Below are 16,769 nucleotides of genomic sequence, written 5' to 3' on the forward strand. Positions count from 1 at the left end.
GTTAATCGGGTTGCTCGAGTGATTTGATATAGTCGTAAATCGCCAGCTGTGCCCGCACTTTACGGCGATTGCCGCGCGGCACATAGCGGTTACTCAGTTCTTTATCGACATAGCGTGCTTTCACGGTGTCGCTTAACAGTAAATCAATAATATCAAGAACTTGTTGTTTTAGGCGCGGATCGAGTAGCGGAGCCGCCACTTCAATGCGGTAGTCGATATTGCGCGTCATCCAGTCGGCAGAAGAGAGGTACACCCGCTTATCGCCACCGTTCTCAAAAATATAGATCCGATCGTGCTCAAGATAACGGTCAACGATGCTGATGACGCGAATATTTTCACTGATACCCTGCAGATCGGGGATCAACGAACACATGCCGCGGATCAGCAGATTCACCATCACCCCGGAGCTGGAGGCCGCATACAGGCGATCGACCAGCCCTTTATCCACCAGGTTGTTGATCTTCAGCGTAATCCCGGCAGGTCGGCCGTTCTGCGCATTGGCGATCTCTTTATCGATCATGTCGTACAGCAGGCGGCGCGAGTTCTGCGGCGAGACCAGCAGATAGTCGAAGCTGACCGGGCGATACGGGTTCTCAATAAAGTTAAATACCCGGCGCACCTCGTTGGTGATCCGCGCATCGGCGGTGAGCAGCGAGTAGTCGGTATAAATACGCGCAGTTTTTTCGTTAAAGTTACCGGTGCCGATGTGGGCGTAGCGCACCACATCCTCGCCCTCTTTACGGGAGATGAGGAACAGCTTGGCGTGGATTTTCAGCCCTGGTGCCGAGAAGATAACATGTACGCCTGCTTCGGTCAGACGGCGAGCCCAGTGGATGTTTGCCGCTTCATCGAAGCGTGCCTGCAGCTCAACCACCACGGTCACTTTCTTACCGTTATGCGCGGCATGGATCATCGCGTCAATAATGCGTGAATCTTTCGCCACGCGGTAAATATTGATTTTGATCGCCAGCACGTTGGGATCGAACGATGCCTGACGCATCAGTTCCAGTACGTGCTCGAAGGTGTGGTACGGATAGTAGAGCAGGACATCGCGCTCGCGAATTGCGTCAAAGCCGTTGCGGAACTTGTCGAACCAGATATGACGCAGCCGCGGCAGCGGTTTATTCACCAGGTTGGCTTTGCCCACATTCGGGAAGCCAATAAAATCTTTAAAGTTGTGATAACGCCCGCCCGGCACGATGGAGTCGTAGCGGGAGATAGTCAGCTTTTCACGCAGCATCTCGACCATCGCATCCGGCATATCGCGCTGATAGACAAAACGTACTGGCTCTGCAGTCAGGCGCTGCTTCAGGCTCGACGACATCAGCTCCATCAGGCTGGCTTCCATCTCATGCACCAGGTCGTACTCGGCGTCACGGGTCATCTTCATGGAGTACGCATTCAGCGCATCGTAATCGAAGAAGCCCTGGAAGATATCGTCCAGACAGTAGCGCAGAATGTTATCCAGCAGGATCATCGGCTTGCGGCGACGTGGCGTTTCTGGCGGCAGATTGACGAAGCGCGGCACTTTATCTGACGGGATCTCCAGCAGGGCGTAGCGAATGCTGTCGCCGCGGATAATCTCAACCGCCAGATAGGTGTAGTCATCCTTCAGGAACTGCACCAGGTCGGTTTCGCGGTTAATCAGAATGGGGGTGATGTGCTGGCGCAGATAGTGTTTGAAGTAGTGGCGCAGCCAGCTCTGTTGGTTGACGGAGAGTTGACGCTCATTAATCAGGAAGATTTGATTACGCGCCATCTCCAGCAGCAGTTCGTTATACAGGCCGTCGAATTCCTGATCGGCTTTCAGCACGCGGGACTGGATCTTACCCAGCAAATGGCGTGAATTCGAGTTTAAACCCTGCTCTTCGCTAATGATGATGCGCCGTTTCAGTTCCGCGAAGCGAACTTTATAGAACTCATCCAGGTTATTGGAGTAGATACCCAAAAAACGCATGCGCTCAATCAGCGGGTTGCTTTTGTCAGCCGCTTCCTGAAGTACACGCTCGTTGAATGCTAACCAGCTTAGCTCTTTCTCGATGTATAACTTTTCCTGACCCATTACTACTCACACTCCAGTTCAATCACAGGACGTGGTAAATCCGTCTCGCCCTTATTATGGCGAGCATTTCCACAATATGTCCAACTGTGTCAGAAAAGTATGACAGTTAAATTATTTTATAAGGGATATTAATCAGTTGGAATGAGGTAAGGGATTGCCCGGCGCTGCCGGGCAAAAGACTACTCTTCGGACGCGTGGCCTTGCGGGGGGAGCGGGGCACCATCCAGCCAGGCGGCACCATCGCGCATCAAGAGACGTCCTTCGACAAACCAGCCGACCACCAGCGGGTAGATGGCATGCTCCTGGGTTTGCACCCGGGCGGTGACGTCCTCTTCGCTGTCGCCTTCAAAGACCGGCACCTTCGCCTGCAGGATCACCGGGCCGCCGTCCAGTTCGTCAGTGACAAAATGAACGGAGGTACCGTGCTCTTCATCGCCGTTTTCCAGCACCTGACGATGGGTATGCAAGCCGGGATATTTTGGCAACAGGGAAGGGTGGATATTTAACAGACGCCCGGCATAGTGCGCGACAAACGCCGGGCTGAGGATCCGCATATAACCGGCCAACACCACCACGTCCGGCGCGTAAGCGTCGATCTCTTGCACCAGCTCGCGGTCAAAGGCTTCGCGACTGGAAAACTGAGAGGCTTCGAGCGCATGCGCGGCAATACCGGCGTCGCGGGCGCGTTCAAGGCCGAATGCATCGGCCTTGTTACTGAATACTGCACGAATGGTGCCGCTGATTTTCTTCTGTTCGCAGGCATCGATGATGGCCTGCAAATTACTTCCGTTACCGGAAATGAGCACCACGATATTTTTCATGCAATGACCACACGCTCTTCGGAATCAGATGCTTTGATTTTACCGATTTTCCACGCGTTTTCACCTTTCGCACTCAGCAGCGCGAGGGCGCTCTCAACTTCGCTTTCAGGCAGGGCGATAATCATCCCGACGCCGCAGTTGAAGGTGCGGTACATCTCGTGATCGCTGACGTTACCGGCATCCTGCAGCCAGTTAAACACCGCTGGCCACTGCCAGGAGGATTCGTCAATCACGGCCTGGGTGTTATCCGGTAGGACGCGCGGAATGTTTTCCCAGAAACCGCCGCCGGTCAGGTGGGCGATAGCGTGAACGTCCACGTTAGCGATCAGATCCAGCACTGATTTCACATAGATACGGGTAGGTTCGAGCAGGTGATCGGCAAGCGGTTTGCCTTCCAGATCGGTAGTCAGAGGGTCGCAGCCGCTCACTTCAACAATTTTGCGCACCAGTGAATAGCCGTTGGAGTGCGGGCCGCTGGAGCCCAGGGCGATCAGCACGTCGCCGTCGGTCACTTTGCTGCCGTCGATGATTTCGGATTTTTCGACAACGCCAACGCAGAAACCCGCAACGTCGTAATCTTCGCCGTGGTACATCCCCGGCATTTCAGCGGTTTCACCGCCCACCAGCGCACAACCGGACTGCAGGCAGCCTTCGGCGATGCCGGTGATCACGCTGGCAGCGGTATCCACATCCAGCTTGCCGGTCGCATAGTAGTCGAGGAAGAACAGCGGCTCAGCGCCCTGAACCACCAGGTCGTTAACGCACATGGCGACCAGGTCAACGCCGATGGTGTCGTGGCGTTTCAGATCCATAGCCAGACGCAGTTTGGTACCCACGCCGTCGGTGCCCGAGACCAGAACCGGTTCGCGATATTTTTGCGGCAGCGCGCACAGTGCGCCGAATCCTCCCAGACCTCCCATGACTTCCGGGCGGCGGGTCTTTTTCACCACACCTTTGATACGGTCGACCAGCGCATTACCTGCGTCAATATCAACACCGGCATCTTTGTAGCTGAGAGAAGTTTTGTTGGTCACGGCTCGAGTCCCCACGCGATTGCATTGCGATAGTAAGAAAAATCGGCGCAATTCTAACAGTCCAGGCAAACGTTTGCGAGCCCATTCTGCAACAGAAAATCACGCCGCTGAAAATGGAGATAAAATCGCAGGCTGCGGCACAAACTTGAACCCGTTCACGAAAATGAAACCGGGTACATTCTTATTCTTGCAACCCTAGCAGCGAATGAACATCATTCCACTGAAACCGGTTTCTGTGCTCTTTTTTGCCGATAATTAACGCTGAATGAGGGATATCGCATGTCAGGATTTAAAGAAGGTTTTCTGTGGGGCGGCGCGGTAGCGGCGCATCAACTTGAAGGCGGCTGGCAGGAGGGTGGGAAGGGCGCGAGCGTAGCGGACGTCATGACCGCTGGCGCACATGGCGTCCCCCGCGAAATAACGGACGGCGTGCTGCCGGGCAAGAACTACCCCAATCACGACGCCATCGATTTCTATCACCGCTACAAAGAAGACCTTCAGCTGTTCGCCGAACTGGGCTTCAAATGTTTTCGTACCTCGATTGCCTGGACGCGCATTTTCCCCAATGGCGATGAACAGCAGCCCAACGAAGCCGGCCTGCAGTTTTACGACGATCTGTTCGACGAGTGCCGTAAGCACGGCATTGAGCCGGTGATTACCCTGTCGCACTTTGAGATGCCTTATCACCTGGTCAGCGAATACGGTGGCTGGCGCAACCGTAAGCTCATCGACTTCTTTGTGCGCTTTGCCAGCGTGGTGTTTGAACGCTACCAGCACAAAGTGAAGTACTGGATGACCTTCAATGAGATCAATAACCAGGCTAACTTCCACGAAGATTTCGCGCCGTTCACCAACTCCGGGCTGAAGTATCAGCCGGGCGAAGATCGCGAGCCGGTGATGTTCCAGGCGGCGCACTACGAGCTGGTCGCCAGCGCGCTGGCGGTGAAAGCCGGGCGTGAGATTAACCCGTCGCTGCAGATTGGCTGCATGATTGCTATGTGCCCGATCTATCCCCTGAGCTGCGCGCCGAACGACATCATGATGGCGATGAACGCCATGCACCGCCGCTACTGGTTCACCGACGTGCACGTGCGCGGGGCGTATCCGCAGCATCTGCTCAACTACTTTGCCCGTCGCGGCTTTGAGCTGGATATTACCGAAGAGGATCGCGCGGCGCTGAAGCAGGGCTGTGTGGATTACATCGGCTTCAGCTATTACATGTCGTTTGCCACCAAAGCCACGGAAGACAACCCGCAGTTGGATTATGACGAAAGCAAAAGCCTGGTCTCCAACCCGTACGTGCAGAAATCCGACTGGGGCTGGCAGATTGACCCGGTGGGCCTGCGCTACTCCCTGAACTGGTTCTGGGATCACTATCAGCTGCCGCTGTTTATTGTCGAGAACGGTTTTGGCGCTATCGACGTGCAGGAGAGCGATGGCACCGTTGACGACCAGTACCGCATTGATTATCTCGCCGCACACATCAGCGAGATGAAAAAAGCGGTAGAAGAGGACGGTGTCGATCTGATGGGATACACCCCGTGGGGCTGTATCGACCTCGTTTCTGCCGGCACCGGCGAAATGAAAAAGCGCTACGGCTTTATTTATGTCGATAAAGACAACGAAGGTAACGGCACTCTGAACCGCAGCAGGAAAAAGTCGTTTGCCTGGTATCAGAAGGTGATTGCCAGCAACGGCGAAAATCTTTAATGCCCCACCCGGCAAAAAATCACACCTAAACCGGAGACCCCCTCCGGTTTTTTGTGTCTGTTTTATAATCTCTATCGGCCTGTAATCACTTTGCTTGATCGACGTCAAGCAAGATGGGTATGGCGCATACCAAAAAAAGCGGTATAATCCGGCGATTTTTTTTGTGGCTGCCACCCGAAGGAGAAAGAGAATGAAGATTGTGGAAGTGAAACACCCACTCGTTAAACACAAGCTGGGCCTGATGCGTGAGCATGACATCAGCACTAAGCGCTTTCGCGAACTGGCCTCTGAAGTTGGCAGCTTACTGACTTATGAAGCGACGTCCGACCTGGAAACCGAAACGGTCACCATCGAAGGCTGGAACGGCCCGGTGCAGGTTGAGCAGATCAAAGGTAAAAAAATTACCGTTGTGCCAATCCTGCGTGCAGGCCTGGGCATGATGGAAGGCGTGCTGGAGCACGTGCCAAGCGCGCGTATCAGCGTAGTCGGTATCTACCGTAACGAAGAGACGCTGGAGCCGGTTCCGTATTTCCAGAAGCTGGTGTCCAACATCGACGAGCGTATGGCGCTGGTTGTTGACCCGATGCTCGCCACCGGTGGTTCAATGATCGCCACCATCGACCTGCTGAAAAATGCAGGCTGCACCAGCATCAAGGTGCTGGTACTGGTCGCGGCACCGGAAGGCCTTGCCGCGCTGGAGAAAGCGCATCCGGACGTTGAGGTGTACACCGCGTCTGTCGATCAGGGGCTGAACGAACACGGGTACATCATCCCGGGCCTCGGCGATGCCGGTGATAAGATTTTTGGTACCAAATAATTGAATAACAAAAAAGAAGCCGACTTTGATAGTCGGCTTTTTTTTGAATAAAAAACCAACCGTCAGAAACACACAACACTTGAGGAAGACACTATGACGCGCCGTGCTATCGGGGTGAGTGAAAGACCGCCGCTTTTACAGACAATCCCGCTTAGTTTGCAGCACCTGTTCGCCATGTTTGGCGCAACCGTGCTGGTGCCAATCCTGTTCCACATCAACCCGGCCACCGTACTGCTGTTTAACGGTGTCGGCACGCTGCTTTATCTCTTTATCTGTAAAGGCAAAATCCCGGCCTATCTGGGCTCCAGCTTTGCGTTTATCTCTCCGGTTCTGCTGCTGCTGCCGTTAGGCTACGAGGTGGCGCTGGGTGGGTTTATCATGTGCGGCGTGCTGTTCTGCATCGTGGCGTTTATCGTCAAGAAAGCGGGTACCGGCTGGCTGGACGTCATCTTCCCGCCTGCGGCAATGGGCGCAATCGTTGCCGTTATTGGTCTTGAGCTGGCAGGGGTTGCGGCGAGCATGGCGGGTCTGCTGCCAGCCGATGGCCAGGCACCGGATTCCAAAACCATCATCATCTCGCTGGTAACGCTGGGTGTGACCGTCTTTGGCTCAGTGCTGTTCCGCGGCTTTATGGCGATTATCCCGATCCTGATTGGCGTGCTGGCGGGCTATGCGCTCTCCTTTGCCATGGGCGTAGTCGATACCGCGCCAATCGCCCAGGCACACTGGTTTGCGCTGCCGACCTTCTATACCCCGCGCTTTGAGTGGTTTGCGATCTTCACTATTCTGCCTGCGGCGCTGGTGGTGATTGCCGAGCACGTCGGGCACCTGGTGGTGACGGCGAATATCGTTAAGCGCGATCTGATCCGCGACCCGGGCTTGCACCGTTCGATGTTTGCCAACGGCTTCTCGACCATTATCTCCGGCTTCTTCGGCTCCACGCCGAACACCACCTACGGCGAGAACATCGGCGTTATGGCGATCACCCGCGTGTACAGCACCTGGGTGATCGGCGGGGCGGCAATCATCGCCATTCTGCTCTCCTGCGTCGGCAAGCTCGCGGCGGCCATTCAGATCATCCCGGTTCCGGTGATGGGCGGTGTGTCTCTGCTGCTTTACGGAGTGATTGGTGCATCCGGTATCCGCGTGCTGATCGAATCCAAAGTGGATTACAGCAAAGCGCAGAACCTGATCCTCACCTCGGTTATTCTGATTATCGGCGTTAGCGGCGCGAAGGTGCACATTGGTGCCGCAGAGCTGAAAGGCATGGCGCTGGCGACCATCGTCGGTATCAGCCTGAGCCTGATCTTCAAGCTGATCTCCGTTCTGCGCCCGGAAGAGACGGTGCTGGACGCGGAAGAGAGCGAAAAAGTTTCGCATTGATCGTCAGACCGGGCGGTCGATCCGCCCGGTTCTCTCCCCGCGTGTTCCGTGCTAAACTCTGTGCCGATTCCGAGTAAGATCTGGTTGAGGTATTTCTGAACGCACCGGCACAGCTCTCTTTGCCACTTTATCTTCCCGACGACGAGACTTTCGCGAGTTTCTGGCCGGGTGATAACCCCTCTTTACTGGCTGCACTGCAAAACGTGTTGCGCCAGGATCACAGCGGTTACATCTATATCTGGTCGCGCGAAGGCGCGGGACGCAGCCATTTGCTGCACGCAGCCTGTGCTGAGCTCTCCGCACGTGGCGATGCTGTGGGCTATGTGCCGCTGGATAAACGCACCTGGTTTGTGCCGGAAGTGCTCGATGGCATGGAACAGCTCTCGCTGGTCTGCATCGACAATATCGAATGCGTGGCGGGTGACGAACTGTGGGAAATGGCGATTTTTGATCTCTACAATCGCATTCTGGAATCGGGCAAAACCCGGCTACTGATCACCGGCGATCGTCCACCGCGTCAGCTCAATCTGGGCCTTGCGGATCTGGCTTCGCGTCTCGACTGGGGGCAAATCTACAAATTACAGCCGCTCTCCGATGAAGATAAACTGCAGGCATTGCAGCTGCGGGCGCGACTGCGCGGGTTTGAACTGCCGGAGGACGTGGGGCGTTTCCTGTTAAAACGTCTGGATCGTGAGATGCGCACGCTGTTTGTGACCCTCGATCAGCTGGATCGGGCTTCGATTACCGCCCAGCGGAAATTAACCATCCCCTTCGTTAAAGAAATCCTCAGCCTGTAGCCCGGCAAGCACGCGTCGCCGGGCCACTTCATGCTTAATTCACAATCTCAAGCACCTGTTCAGGCGGGCGACCTATGCGCGCTTTGCCGTTAGCCACCACAATCGGGCGCTCAATCAGCTTAGGATTGTTGACCATCGCCTGAATCAGTTCATCTTCGCTGAGATGGCTGTCATCCAGACCCAGCGAGGTATACAGGTCATCTTTCTGGCGCATTAACTCTCTGGCACTGACCATCCCCAACTGGCTGAGCAGCGCGCGCAGGGTCTGCGCATCCGGTGGTGTATCCAGATAAAGCACCACCTGCGGGTCAATGCCGTTGGATTTCAGCAGACTCAGGGTATCGCGGCTCTTGGAGCAGCGCGGGTTATGGTAGATCGTGACCTCAGACATCTCTTCTCCTGGTTACATCTTTTCGTACGGGCGATAGCGTACCTGTAGCTGGCGCAGCTGATCGATGCGGGCATCGTAGCGTGCCTGCTGCAGGCTACCGAGTTTAACCTGTGAACTGGCGCTGCTCAGCAATGAAATAGCCTGGTCCAGGCGTCCGGCGAGGGCATAGCCTTCGGCGCGAGCGGCCAGCTCCTGATCGCGATGGCCCAGCGCGGCTTCAGCCTGGGCCAGCAGAACCCAGCCGTTAGGATCATCTTTATTGCTAAAGGTATAGCGGTTAAGGATCGTGGTCGCGTCCTGCGGCTGTCCGCCCTGTAAGTAAGCATTCGCCAGGTTGAGCTGCAATACCGGGTTGGTGCGCAGCTCACGGGCACCTTTCAGACGGTTAATCGCATCCTGAGCCTTTTTCTGCCCCAGATCGATATCGGTCGCCAGGTCGAGATACCAGGCATTGCCCGGCTCGGCCGTCAGCAGCGGCTGCAGCTGTTTGCGTGCTTCAGGGTAGTTGCTGGTTTCCATCGCCTGCAGCGCCCGGCCATACTGTGCCGCGCGCTGTTCACGCACGTTGCCTTTGCCCAGTGCGTCCAGCAGATCGTTGGTCAGCTGGTTACGCCCGGAATTGTACATCCCGAGGGTTCTGACCTTCGCCATGTAGAAATCTTCTGAGGACTGCACCACCACCGGACGCATCTGGTTGGCACGGTTGCGGGCGTCAGAGAGACGACTTTCAGGCAACGGGTGAGTGAGCAAAATTTCCGGCGGACGTGAGGAATAGCGCGCCTGATCGAGTAATTTCTCGAGGAAGCCCGGCATCGCCTGGGGATCGAACCCGGAGCGTTGCAGGACCTGAATCCCGATGCGGTCGGCTTCCTGTTCGTTTTGCTGGGTGAAGCTGATCATCCCCTGACGGGTACCGGCCAGCGTGCCGGTCAGCGCGGCCATCCCTGCCTGCGGGCTGGCCATCGCCAGCAGAATCGAACCCAGCGCGCCTACCCAGGTGAGCGGCGCATTGCGCTTCTGGTCTTCCATTGCGCGCGCCAGATGGCGTTGGGTGACGTGAGATATTTCGTGCGCCATTACCGACGCCAACTGACTTTCGTTATCGGAATAGCGGAATAACGCTGAATGCAGCACCACGTTGCCACCGAAGAAGGCGAAGGCGTTGATTTCATCGTTATTGATTAAAAAGAAGTGAAACGGGGTTTTCACCGAGTCTGCATGCGAGACCAGGCGCATCCCCAGCGAATTGATGTACTGTACCAGCAGCGGGTCGTTAATCAGCGGCGCACTGCCGCGCAGCTGGCGCACATAAAAGTCGCCCATCTGCATCTCCTGACCAATGGAGAGCGTGCTTCCTGCCGAGGTGCCCATATCGGGCAATGATTCGGCAGAGTCAGCGAAAGCAGGCATCATCTGGCCTGCGGTCAGCGCAGCGATAAGCGTCGCAACCAGCGTTTTTTTCAACTGCCTGAACATAACCTCTGTCCTGTCTTTTGGGTGTGCTATTTTGACCAATGAACCTGTATATCGTTCACCGCTTGCTGCTCTGGGAGTGTAGCCGGGTCAGGACGATAAGAACATCCCCCTTTTCAGGCTTTTGCGTTTTGTGACAGCACGATAAAAAGCGAAGTCTTTTCAGTGACACTTCGATACAATTCACACTTTTCACCCCGCCATCATAATCAGGAAAGGGTTGTATGCTCGAGTTATTAATGCAGTGGTACCGCCGACGCTTTAGCGATCCGGAGGCCATTGCTTTGCTGGTTATCCTTGTCGCCGGATTTGGCATTCTTTTCTTCTTCAGCGGACTGCTGGCACCGCTGCTGGTCGCCATTGTGCTTGCCTATTTGCTGGAGTGGCCCACGGTTCGCCTGCAAAACATCGGCTGTTCCCGCCGCTGGGCCAGCGTTATCGTGCTGGTCTTTTTCGCCGGTATTCTGCTGTTAATGTCGTTTGTGGTGATGCCGATCGCCTGGCAGCAGGGGATCAACCTGATCCGTGATATGCCGGGGATGCTCAGCAAACTCTCTGATTTTGCCGCCACGTTGCCGCGTCGTTATCCGGCGTTGATGGATGCGGGCATTATTGATGCGATGGCGGAAAACGTGCGTACCCGCATCATGACGATGGGGGATACGGTGGTAAAATTCTCCCTCGCGTCGCTGGTCGGCCTGCTGACTCTGGCCGTTTATCTGGTACTGGTCCCGCTGATGGTCTTCTTCCTGGTGAAGGACAAAGAGCAGATGCTGAACGCGGTGCGTCGCGTACTGCCGCGCAACCGCGGGCTGGCGGGGCAGGTCTGGCAGGAGATGAACCAGCAGATCACCAACTACATTCGCGGAAAAGTGACGGAAATGATCGTCGTCGGTGTCGCTACCTGGATTGGTTTCTTTGTCTTCGGTCTGAACTATTCCCTGCTGCTGGCGGTGCTGGTCGGATTCTCAGTGCTGATCCCCTATATCGGGGCATTTGTGGTTACCATTCCGGTTATCGGCGTGGCGCTGTTCCAGTTTGGGCTGGGCCCGGAGTTCTGGAGCTGTTTCGTCGTCTATCTGATTATCCAGGGGCTGGATGGCAACCTGCTCGTGCCGGTGCTGTTCTCCGAAGCGGTGAACCTGCATCCGATCGTCATTATTCTGTCAGTGGTGATTTTTGGCGGGCTGTGGGGATTCTGGGGGGTGTTCTTTGCCATCCCGCTGGCCACGCTTATCAAAGCGGTGGTGCACGCCTGGCCGGATGTGCCTGCTGTTGAAGAGTAATCGTTGCCGGGTAAGCGGTAGCGCTACCCGGCAACATAAATGACTCAGGCGTTCGCTTTCACCCAGTTCAACACCACGTCGTGGTGGTTGCTGGTTTTGAAGTCATCAAACACATGTTCAACTTTACCGTCAGCACCAATCAGGAAGCTGATGCGATGAATGCCGTCGTAGGTTTTACCCATAAAGGACTTCTCACCCCAGACGCCAAATTCTGCGCAGACCTGATGGTCTTCATCGGAGAGCAGCGTAAAGTTCAGCAGCTCTTTTTCAGCAAAGCGGGACAGTTTTTCTGGCTTATCGGTGCTGATACCCAACACTTCAATACCTGCTGTTTTCAAATCGTCCATGTTATCGCGTAGACCGCACGCTTGTACGGTACAGCCTGGCGTCATGGCTTTCGGGTAGAAATAGACCAGAACACGCTGTCCCTGGAAGTCGGTTAAATTTACTTGCTCGCCGTCTTGATCGGGCAGGCTAAATTTCGGTGCGATGTCACCGGCTTTCAGTGGATTCATTACTTAACTCCATCTTGTTCATGCGGGGAATAATTAACGACGTTTATACTGCCTTGCGCATGTAATTCTGTACAGAGGGCTTTGAAGGCTTGCTCAATATTTGACGCATCCTGCGACGCCGGGCTGTGGGCGGTGATCTGGATAAACAGCTTCGGTATGGCATCGCCATCGCCGGGCTGCGTGCGGGAAGCCAGCTCGGCAACGTTCATTTGATGACTGTCGAACAGCGCCGTAAAGCGCTCAATCAAATGCGGGGAGTCGGCCACTTCAACCTGCACCCACACCGTCGCGGGCATCGCCGGACGCGGGCGAGCATTGGTGCGCTTCATCACGATCAGCAGATCCAGCTCTGCCCCTTTTAACGGCAGGGTCGATTCAATTAAGGTGATGGCATTCCATGACCCGGACAGCAGCATAATGAAGGTGAACTCTTCCCCCAGCATCGCCAGTCGGCTGTCTTCAATATTACAGCCGCAGCTACTCACATGGCGGGTGATGGTGTTCACAATACCCGGCCTGTCGGCACCCAGCGCAGTGATAACCAGGTAATGTTGTGATGAGGTTGTCAAACCTGTTCTTCCTTTGCGTGGTTAAGTGTTCTAAGGAAAGCATAAAAAAAACCGGCATACAATAACCTGGAGGCCTCACGTCGCTTGCTTTTATTACAGCACCAAACGTACCATTGAGGCTCTTGCACGCACAGAGGATGGCCCATGTTCACGGGAAGTATTGTTGCGCTTGTTACACCGATGGATGAGAAAGGTAATGTCTGCCGGTCAAGCCTGAAGAAACTGATTGATTATCATGTCGCCAGCGGAACCTCGGCGATTGTTTCGGTAGGGACTACCGGTGAATCTGCTACGCTGAGCCACGAAGAGCATGGCGAAGTGGTAATGATGACCCTTGAGCTGGCTGACGGACGTATTCCGGTCATTGCTGGTACGGGCGCCAACGCCACCGCTGAAGCCATCAGCCTGACCCAGCGTTTTAACGACAGTGGCGTGGTCGGTTGCCTGACGGTAACGCCGTACTACAACCGCCCGACGCAGGAAGGTCTGTTCCAGCATTTCAAAGCCATCGCTGAACATACTGACTTGCCGCAAATTCTGTATAATGTGCCGTCGCGTACGGGTTGCGATATGCTGCCAGAAACGGTAGGCCGCCTCGCGAAAGTTAAAAATATTATCGGTATTAAAGAGGCGACCGGGAACTTAAGTCGTGTTCATCAGATCAAAGAGCTGGTTTCAGATGACTTTGTTCTGCTGAGTGGTGATGATGCGACATCGCTGGACTTTATGCAGCTCGGCGGCCACGGCGTAATTTCCGTGACCACCAACGTTGCAGCCCGCGATATGGCCGAAATGTGTAAACTGGCCGCGGCCGGTCATTTCAACGAAGCACGCGTGATTAACCAGCGTCTGATGCCGCTGCACAACAAATTATTTGTCGAGCCCAATCCGATCCCAGTGAAATGGGCATGTAAGGAATTGGGACTTGTAGCGACCGACACGCTGCGCCTGCCGATGACCCCGATTACCGACCACGGTCGTGAAACGGTCACTGGTGCGCTGAAGCATGCCGGTTTGCTGTAAAGTTTAGGGAGATTTGATGGCTTACTCAGTACAGAAATCGCGCCTGGTGAAGGTTGCGGGTGTTTCGCTTGTGATGCTGCTCGCGGCCTGTAGCTCAGATTCGCGCTACAAGCGCCAGGTGAGCGGTGACGAATCCTATCTGGATGCTGCGCCGCTTGCTGAAATTCACGCACCTGCTGGCATGATCCTGCCGGTTCAGAATGGCGACTATAACATTCCTGTCACCAACGGCAGTGGCGCGGTAGGTAAGGCGCTTGATATTCGTCCGCCAGCTCAGCCTCTGGCGCTGGTGAGCGGGGCGCGTACTCAGTTCACGGGCGATACCGCGACGCTGCAGGTCGAGAGTGCGCGTAATGCAACGCTGTGGCCGCAGGTGGTCAGCGTGATTCAGTCGAAAAACTACGCGATTGATAAACGTGACGACGCCAGCCAGACGCTGACGACAGACTGGGTTGAATGGAGTCGTCTGGATGAAGACCAACAGTACCGTGGCCGTTATCAAGTCTCTGTTAAACCTCAGGGTTATCAGCAGGCGGTGGTGGTTAAGCTGCTGAATCTGGAGCAGGCGGGCAAGCCAGTGGCGGATGCCGCTTCCATGCAGCGCTACAGCACCGAGATGCTTAACGTTATCGCAGCGGGCCTCGACAAAACCGCGACCGATGCCGCCAATGCGGCGCAGAGCCGTAATGGCGCGACCTTCGACGTTCAGAGCGCGGCCGACGATACCGGTCTGCCAATGCTGGTGGTGCGCGGTCCGTTCCAACAAGTCTGGCAGCGTCTGCCAGCTACCCTTGAGCGCGTTGGCATGAAAGTGACCGACAGTACCCGCTCAACCGGCAGCATGGCCGTGACCTACAAACCGTTGTCCGACAGCGGCTGGGAAGCGTTGGGTGCTCGCGATCCGGGTCTGTCCTCTGGCGACTACAAACTTCAGGTCGGCGATCTGGACAACCGTAGCAGCCTGCAGTTTATCGACCCGAAAGGTCACACGCTGACCCAGTCGCAGAACGATGCGCTGGTCGCTGCCTTCCAGGCTGCATTCAGCAAATAAAAAAAGGGGCTGGTTAATCCAGCCCTTTTTATTTTCGTGCTACGCAAACGTGTGCGTGGCATAATGTGCCGGGTTTTGTACACAAATCATCACACCAGGAGTAATGAAGATGCAGAAGCAAGCTGAGTTGTATCGTGGCAAAGCGAAAACCGTATACAGCACGGAAAATCCCGATCTGTTGGTGCTCGAGTTCCGCAATGATACGTCAGCAGGAGATGGCGCGCGCATTGAACAGTTCGACCGTAAGGGGATGGTGAACAATAAGTTCAACCACTTCATTATGAGCAAGCTGGAAGAAGCGGGTATTCCGACGCAGATGGAAGCGTTGCTGTCCGATACGGAATGTCTGGTGAAAAAGCTGGAGATGGTTCCGGTGGAATGTGTCGTTCGTAACCGCGCCGCAGGCTCCCTGGTGAAGCGTCTGGGTATCGAAGAAGGTATCGAGCTTAATCCGCCGCTGTTTGACCTGTTCCTGAAAAACGACGCCATGCACGATCCGATGGTCAACGAATCTTACTGCGAAACCTTTGGTTGGGTGAGCAAAGAGAACCTGGCGCGCATGCAGGAACTGACCTTTAAAGCCAACGACGTGCTGAAAAAGCTGTTTGATGACGCCGGTCTGATTCTGGTCGATTTCAAACTGGAATTCGGTCTGTTCAACGGCGAAGTGGTGCTGGGCGATGAGTTCTCCCCGGACGGCAGCCGCCTGTGGGACAAAGAGACGCTGGATAAGATGGACAAAGACCGCTTCCGTCAGAGCCTGGGTGGCCTGATTGAAGCCTATGAAGCCGTTGCCCACCGTCTGGGCGTCAAGCTTGATTAATTCCTAATTCCGCGCTTTGTGCCAGAGAACACCCCTGTTTCTCTGGCATCTCATCCTTGTTTCCTGTGGTAATCTTTCCCTGAACCGCCTACGATCATACTCATTATCAAAATAATATTTGAGGTGGTTATGCGTTGGCAAGGGCGTCGCGAAAGCGACAATGTAGAAGACAGACGCAGTGGCGGCGGTCCATCAATGGGCGGCGGCCCCGGCTTTCGTCTGCCGGGGGGAAAGGGCGGTATTATCTTACTGCTGGTGGTGGTGGTCGCGGGCTATTACGGCGTCGACCTGAGCGGACTGCTAACCGGACAGCCGATGCAGCAGCAACAGCAGCAGACCCAGCGCTCTATCAGCCCGAACGAAGACGAAGCCGCCAAATTTACCTCCGTGGTGCTCGCCACCACCGAAGATACCTGGGGACAGCTGTTTGACAAAATGGGCCGTACCTACCAGCAGCCCAAGCTGGTGATGTATCGCGGTGCAACCCGTACCGGCTGCGGCACCGGACAATCGGTGATGGGGCCGTTTTATTGTCCTGCCGACACCACCGTCTATATCGATCTCTCCTTCTACGATGACATGAAACGCAAACTGGGCGCCGATGGCGACTTTGCCCAGGGTTACGTCATTGCCCACGAAGTCGGGCACCACGTGCAAAAGCTGCTCGGTATTGAGCCAAAAGTTCGCCAGCTTCAGCAGAATGCCAGCGAGGCCGAAGTGAACGCGCTGTCGGTACGCATGGAGCTGCAGGCAGACTGCTTTGCCGGAGTCTGGGGCCACAGCATGCAGCAGCAGGGCGTGCTGGAAGCGGGCGATCTGGAAGAAGCCCTTAACGCCGCCCACGCCATTGGCGATGACCGTCTGCAACAGCAAAGCCAGGGGCGTGTAGTGCCGGACAGCTTCACTCACGGTACCTCGGAACAGCGCTATCAGTGGTTCAAACGCGGTTTTGACGGTGGCGATCCGGCCCAGTGCAATACTTTCGGTAAGGCCCTGTAATCAGCAATGTCAGGG

At 55.4% G+C, this 16,769-nt stretch carries 16 protein-coding genes; 9 read left to right on the forward strand and 7 right to left on the reverse strand.

The window, feature by feature from the left end; all coding sequences use genetic code 11:
- Nucleotide 1 precedes the first annotated feature (1 nt).
- The 3 genes from ppk1 to purM form a co-directional block, all read right to left on the reverse strand.
- Entirely contained in the window at nucleotides 2-2,062 is a 2,061-nt protein-coding gene (gene ppk1 / locus M8014_RS02760) for a polyphosphate kinase 1 (protein ID WP_271281021.1), read from the reverse strand.
- A gap of 179 nt (nucleotides 2,063-2,241) precedes the next feature.
- A complete protein-coding gene (purN, locus tag M8014_RS02765) occupies nucleotides 2,242-2,883 on the reverse strand; it encodes a phosphoribosylglycinamide formyltransferase (protein ID WP_271281022.1) in 642 nt (213 codons plus the stop codon).
- On the reverse strand, nucleotides 2,880-3,917 hold the full coding sequence (gene purM / locus M8014_RS02770) for a phosphoribosylformylglycinamidine cyclo-ligase (RefSeq protein WP_271281023.1): 1,038 nt from the start codon (nucleotides 3,915-3,917) through the stop codon (nucleotides 2,880-2,882). The genes purN and purM overlap by 4 nt, the downstream gene beginning before the upstream one ends.
- Before the next feature lie 279 nt (nucleotides 3,918-4,196).
- On the opposite strand from purM, the gene M8014_RS02775 reads away from it, so the two are divergent.
- The 4 genes from M8014_RS02775 to M8014_RS02790 all read left to right on the forward strand — a co-directional run bounded on the left by M8014_RS02775 (nucleotide 4,197) and on the right by M8014_RS02790 (nucleotide 8,624).
- Nucleotides 4,197-5,627: a 6-phospho-beta-glucosidase gene (locus M8014_RS02775; protein WP_271281024.1), complete on the forward strand. Its 1,431-nt coding sequence runs from the start codon at nucleotides 4,197-4,199 to the stop codon at nucleotides 5,625-5,627.
- A gap of 190 nt (nucleotides 5,628-5,817) precedes the next feature.
- Nucleotides 5,818-6,444, forward strand: a complete 627-nt coding sequence (upp, locus tag M8014_RS02780) for a uracil phosphoribosyltransferase (protein ID WP_271281025.1) — start codon at nucleotides 5,818-5,820, stop codon at nucleotides 6,442-6,444.
- A gap of 93 nt (nucleotides 6,445-6,537) precedes the next feature.
- Nucleotides 6,538-7,827 (forward strand): uracil permease, encoded by a 1,290-nt coding sequence (gene uraA / locus M8014_RS02785; RefSeq protein ID WP_271281026.1) that lies wholly within the window; start codon nucleotides 6,538-6,540, stop codon nucleotides 7,825-7,827.
- 95 nt (nucleotides 7,828-7,922) lie between these two features.
- The gene (locus M8014_RS02790) at nucleotides 7,923-8,624 is read left to right on the forward strand and encodes a DnaA inactivator Hda (protein WP_271281047.1); all 702 of its coding nucleotides are present in this window, start codon (nucleotides 7,923-7,925) and stop codon (nucleotides 8,622-8,624) included.
- Nucleotides 8,625-8,658: 34 nt separating this feature from the next.
- On the opposite strand, the gene arsC is transcribed toward M8014_RS02790, so the two are convergent.
- Nucleotides 8,659-9,015, reverse strand: a complete 357-nt coding sequence (arsC, locus tag M8014_RS02795; RefSeq protein WP_271281027.1) for an arsenate reductase (glutaredoxin) — start codon at nucleotides 9,013-9,015, stop codon at nucleotides 8,659-8,661.
- A 12-nt stretch (nucleotides 9,016-9,027) separates the two neighbouring features.
- A complete protein-coding gene (bepA, locus tag M8014_RS02800) occupies nucleotides 9,028-10,491 on the reverse strand; it encodes a beta-barrel assembly-enhancing protease (protein WP_271281028.1) in 1,464 nt (487 codons plus the stop codon).
- Nucleotides 10,492-10,712: 221 nt separating this feature from the next.
- On the opposite strand from bepA, the gene M8014_RS02805 reads away from it, so the two are divergent.
- Nucleotides 10,713-11,774, forward strand: a complete 1,062-nt coding sequence (locus tag M8014_RS02805) for an AI-2E family transporter (RefSeq protein WP_271281029.1) — start codon at nucleotides 10,713-10,715, stop codon at nucleotides 11,772-11,774.
- A gap of 44 nt (nucleotides 11,775-11,818) precedes the next feature.
- Here the strand turns inward: M8014_RS02805 and bcp are convergent, their stop codons facing one another.
- Nucleotides 11,819-12,289, reverse strand: a complete 471-nt coding sequence (bcp, locus tag M8014_RS02810; RefSeq protein ID WP_271281030.1) for a thioredoxin-dependent thiol peroxidase — start codon at nucleotides 12,287-12,289, stop codon at nucleotides 11,819-11,821.
- On the reverse strand, nucleotides 12,289-12,858 hold the full coding sequence (locus M8014_RS02815) for a glycine cleavage system transcriptional repressor (protein WP_271281031.1): 570 nt from the start codon (nucleotides 12,856-12,858) through the stop codon (nucleotides 12,289-12,291). Before M8014_RS02815 ends, bcp begins: the two co-directional genes overlap by 1 nt.
- A 144-nt stretch (nucleotides 12,859-13,002) precedes the next feature.
- On the opposite strand from M8014_RS02815, the gene dapA reads away from it, so the two are divergent.
- From dapA to ypfJ, 4 genes are all read left to right on the forward strand, one after another.
- Nucleotides 13,003-13,881 carry a 4-hydroxy-tetrahydrodipicolinate synthase gene (gene dapA, locus M8014_RS02820; RefSeq protein ID WP_271281032.1) on the forward strand — a complete coding sequence of 293 codons (879 nt, stop codon included), beginning with the start codon at nucleotides 13,003-13,005 and terminating at the stop codon, nucleotides 13,879-13,881.
- A gap of 16 nt (nucleotides 13,882-13,897) precedes the next feature.
- A complete protein-coding gene (gene bamC / locus M8014_RS02825) occupies nucleotides 13,898-14,932 on the forward strand; it encodes an outer membrane protein assembly factor BamC (RefSeq protein WP_271281033.1) in 1,035 nt (344 codons plus the stop codon).
- Between the two features lie 109 nt (nucleotides 14,933-15,041).
- Entirely contained in the window at nucleotides 15,042-15,755 is a 714-nt protein-coding gene (purC, locus tag M8014_RS02830) for a phosphoribosylaminoimidazolesuccinocarboxamide synthase (protein ID WP_271268998.1), read from the forward strand.
- Between the two features lie 129 nt (nucleotides 15,756-15,884).
- Nucleotides 15,885-16,754, forward strand: a complete 870-nt coding sequence (gene ypfJ, locus M8014_RS02835; RefSeq protein WP_271281034.1) for a KPN_02809 family neutral zinc metallopeptidase — start codon at nucleotides 15,885-15,887, stop codon at nucleotides 16,752-16,754.
- Nucleotides 16,755-16,769: the final 15 nt, after the last annotated feature.

Source organism: Silvania hatchlandensis (assembly GCF_025564065.1).
GTDB lineage: Bacteria > Pseudomonadota > Gammaproteobacteria > Enterobacterales > Enterobacteriaceae > Enterobacter > Enterobacter hatchlandensis.

Bases quoted from the DNA above. Each gene is read 5' to 3' on its own strand.
- purN (WP_271281022.1), bottom strand. From the start codon at position 2,883: ATGAAAAATATCGTGGTGCTCATTTCCGGTAACGGAAGTAATTTGCAG.
- M8014_RS02805 (WP_271281029.1), top strand. From the start codon at position 10,713: ATGCTCGAGTTATTAATGCAGTGGTACCGCCGACGCTTTAGCGATCCG.
- M8014_RS02775 (WP_271281024.1), top strand. From the start codon at position 4,197: ATGTCAGGATTTAAAGAAGGTTTTCTGTGGGGCGGCGCGGTAGCGGCG.
- bamC (WP_271281033.1), top strand. From the start codon at position 13,898: ATGGCTTACTCAGTACAGAAATCGCGCCTGGTGAAGGTTGCGGGTGTT.
- ppk1 (WP_271281021.1), bottom strand. From the start codon at position 2,062: ATGGGTCAGGAAAAGTTATACATCGAGAAAGAGCTAAGCTGGTTAGCA.
- uraA (WP_271281026.1), top strand. From the start codon at position 6,538: ATGACGCGCCGTGCTATCGGGGTGAGTGAAAGACCGCCGCTTTTACAG.
- arsC (WP_271281027.1), bottom strand. From the start codon at position 9,015: ATGTCTGAGGTCACGATCTACCATAACCCGCGCTGCTCCAAGAGCCGC.
- bepA (WP_271281028.1), bottom strand. From the start codon at position 10,491: ATGTTCAGGCAGTTGAAAAAAACGCTGGTTGCGACGCTTATCGCTGCG.
- purC (WP_271268998.1), top strand. From the start codon at position 15,042: ATGCAGAAGCAAGCTGAGTTGTATCGTGGCAAAGCGAAAACCGTATAC.
- bcp (WP_271281030.1), bottom strand. From the start codon at position 12,289: ATGAATCCACTGAAAGCCGGTGACATCGCACCGAAATTTAGCCTGCCC.
- ypfJ (WP_271281034.1), top strand. From the start codon at position 15,885: ATGCGTTGGCAAGGGCGTCGCGAAAGCGACAATGTAGAAGACAGACGC.
- upp (WP_271281025.1), top strand. From the start codon at position 5,818: ATGAAGATTGTGGAAGTGAAACACCCACTCGTTAAACACAAGCTGGGC.
- dapA (WP_271281032.1), top strand. From the start codon at position 13,003: ATGTTCACGGGAAGTATTGTTGCGCTTGTTACACCGATGGATGAGAAA.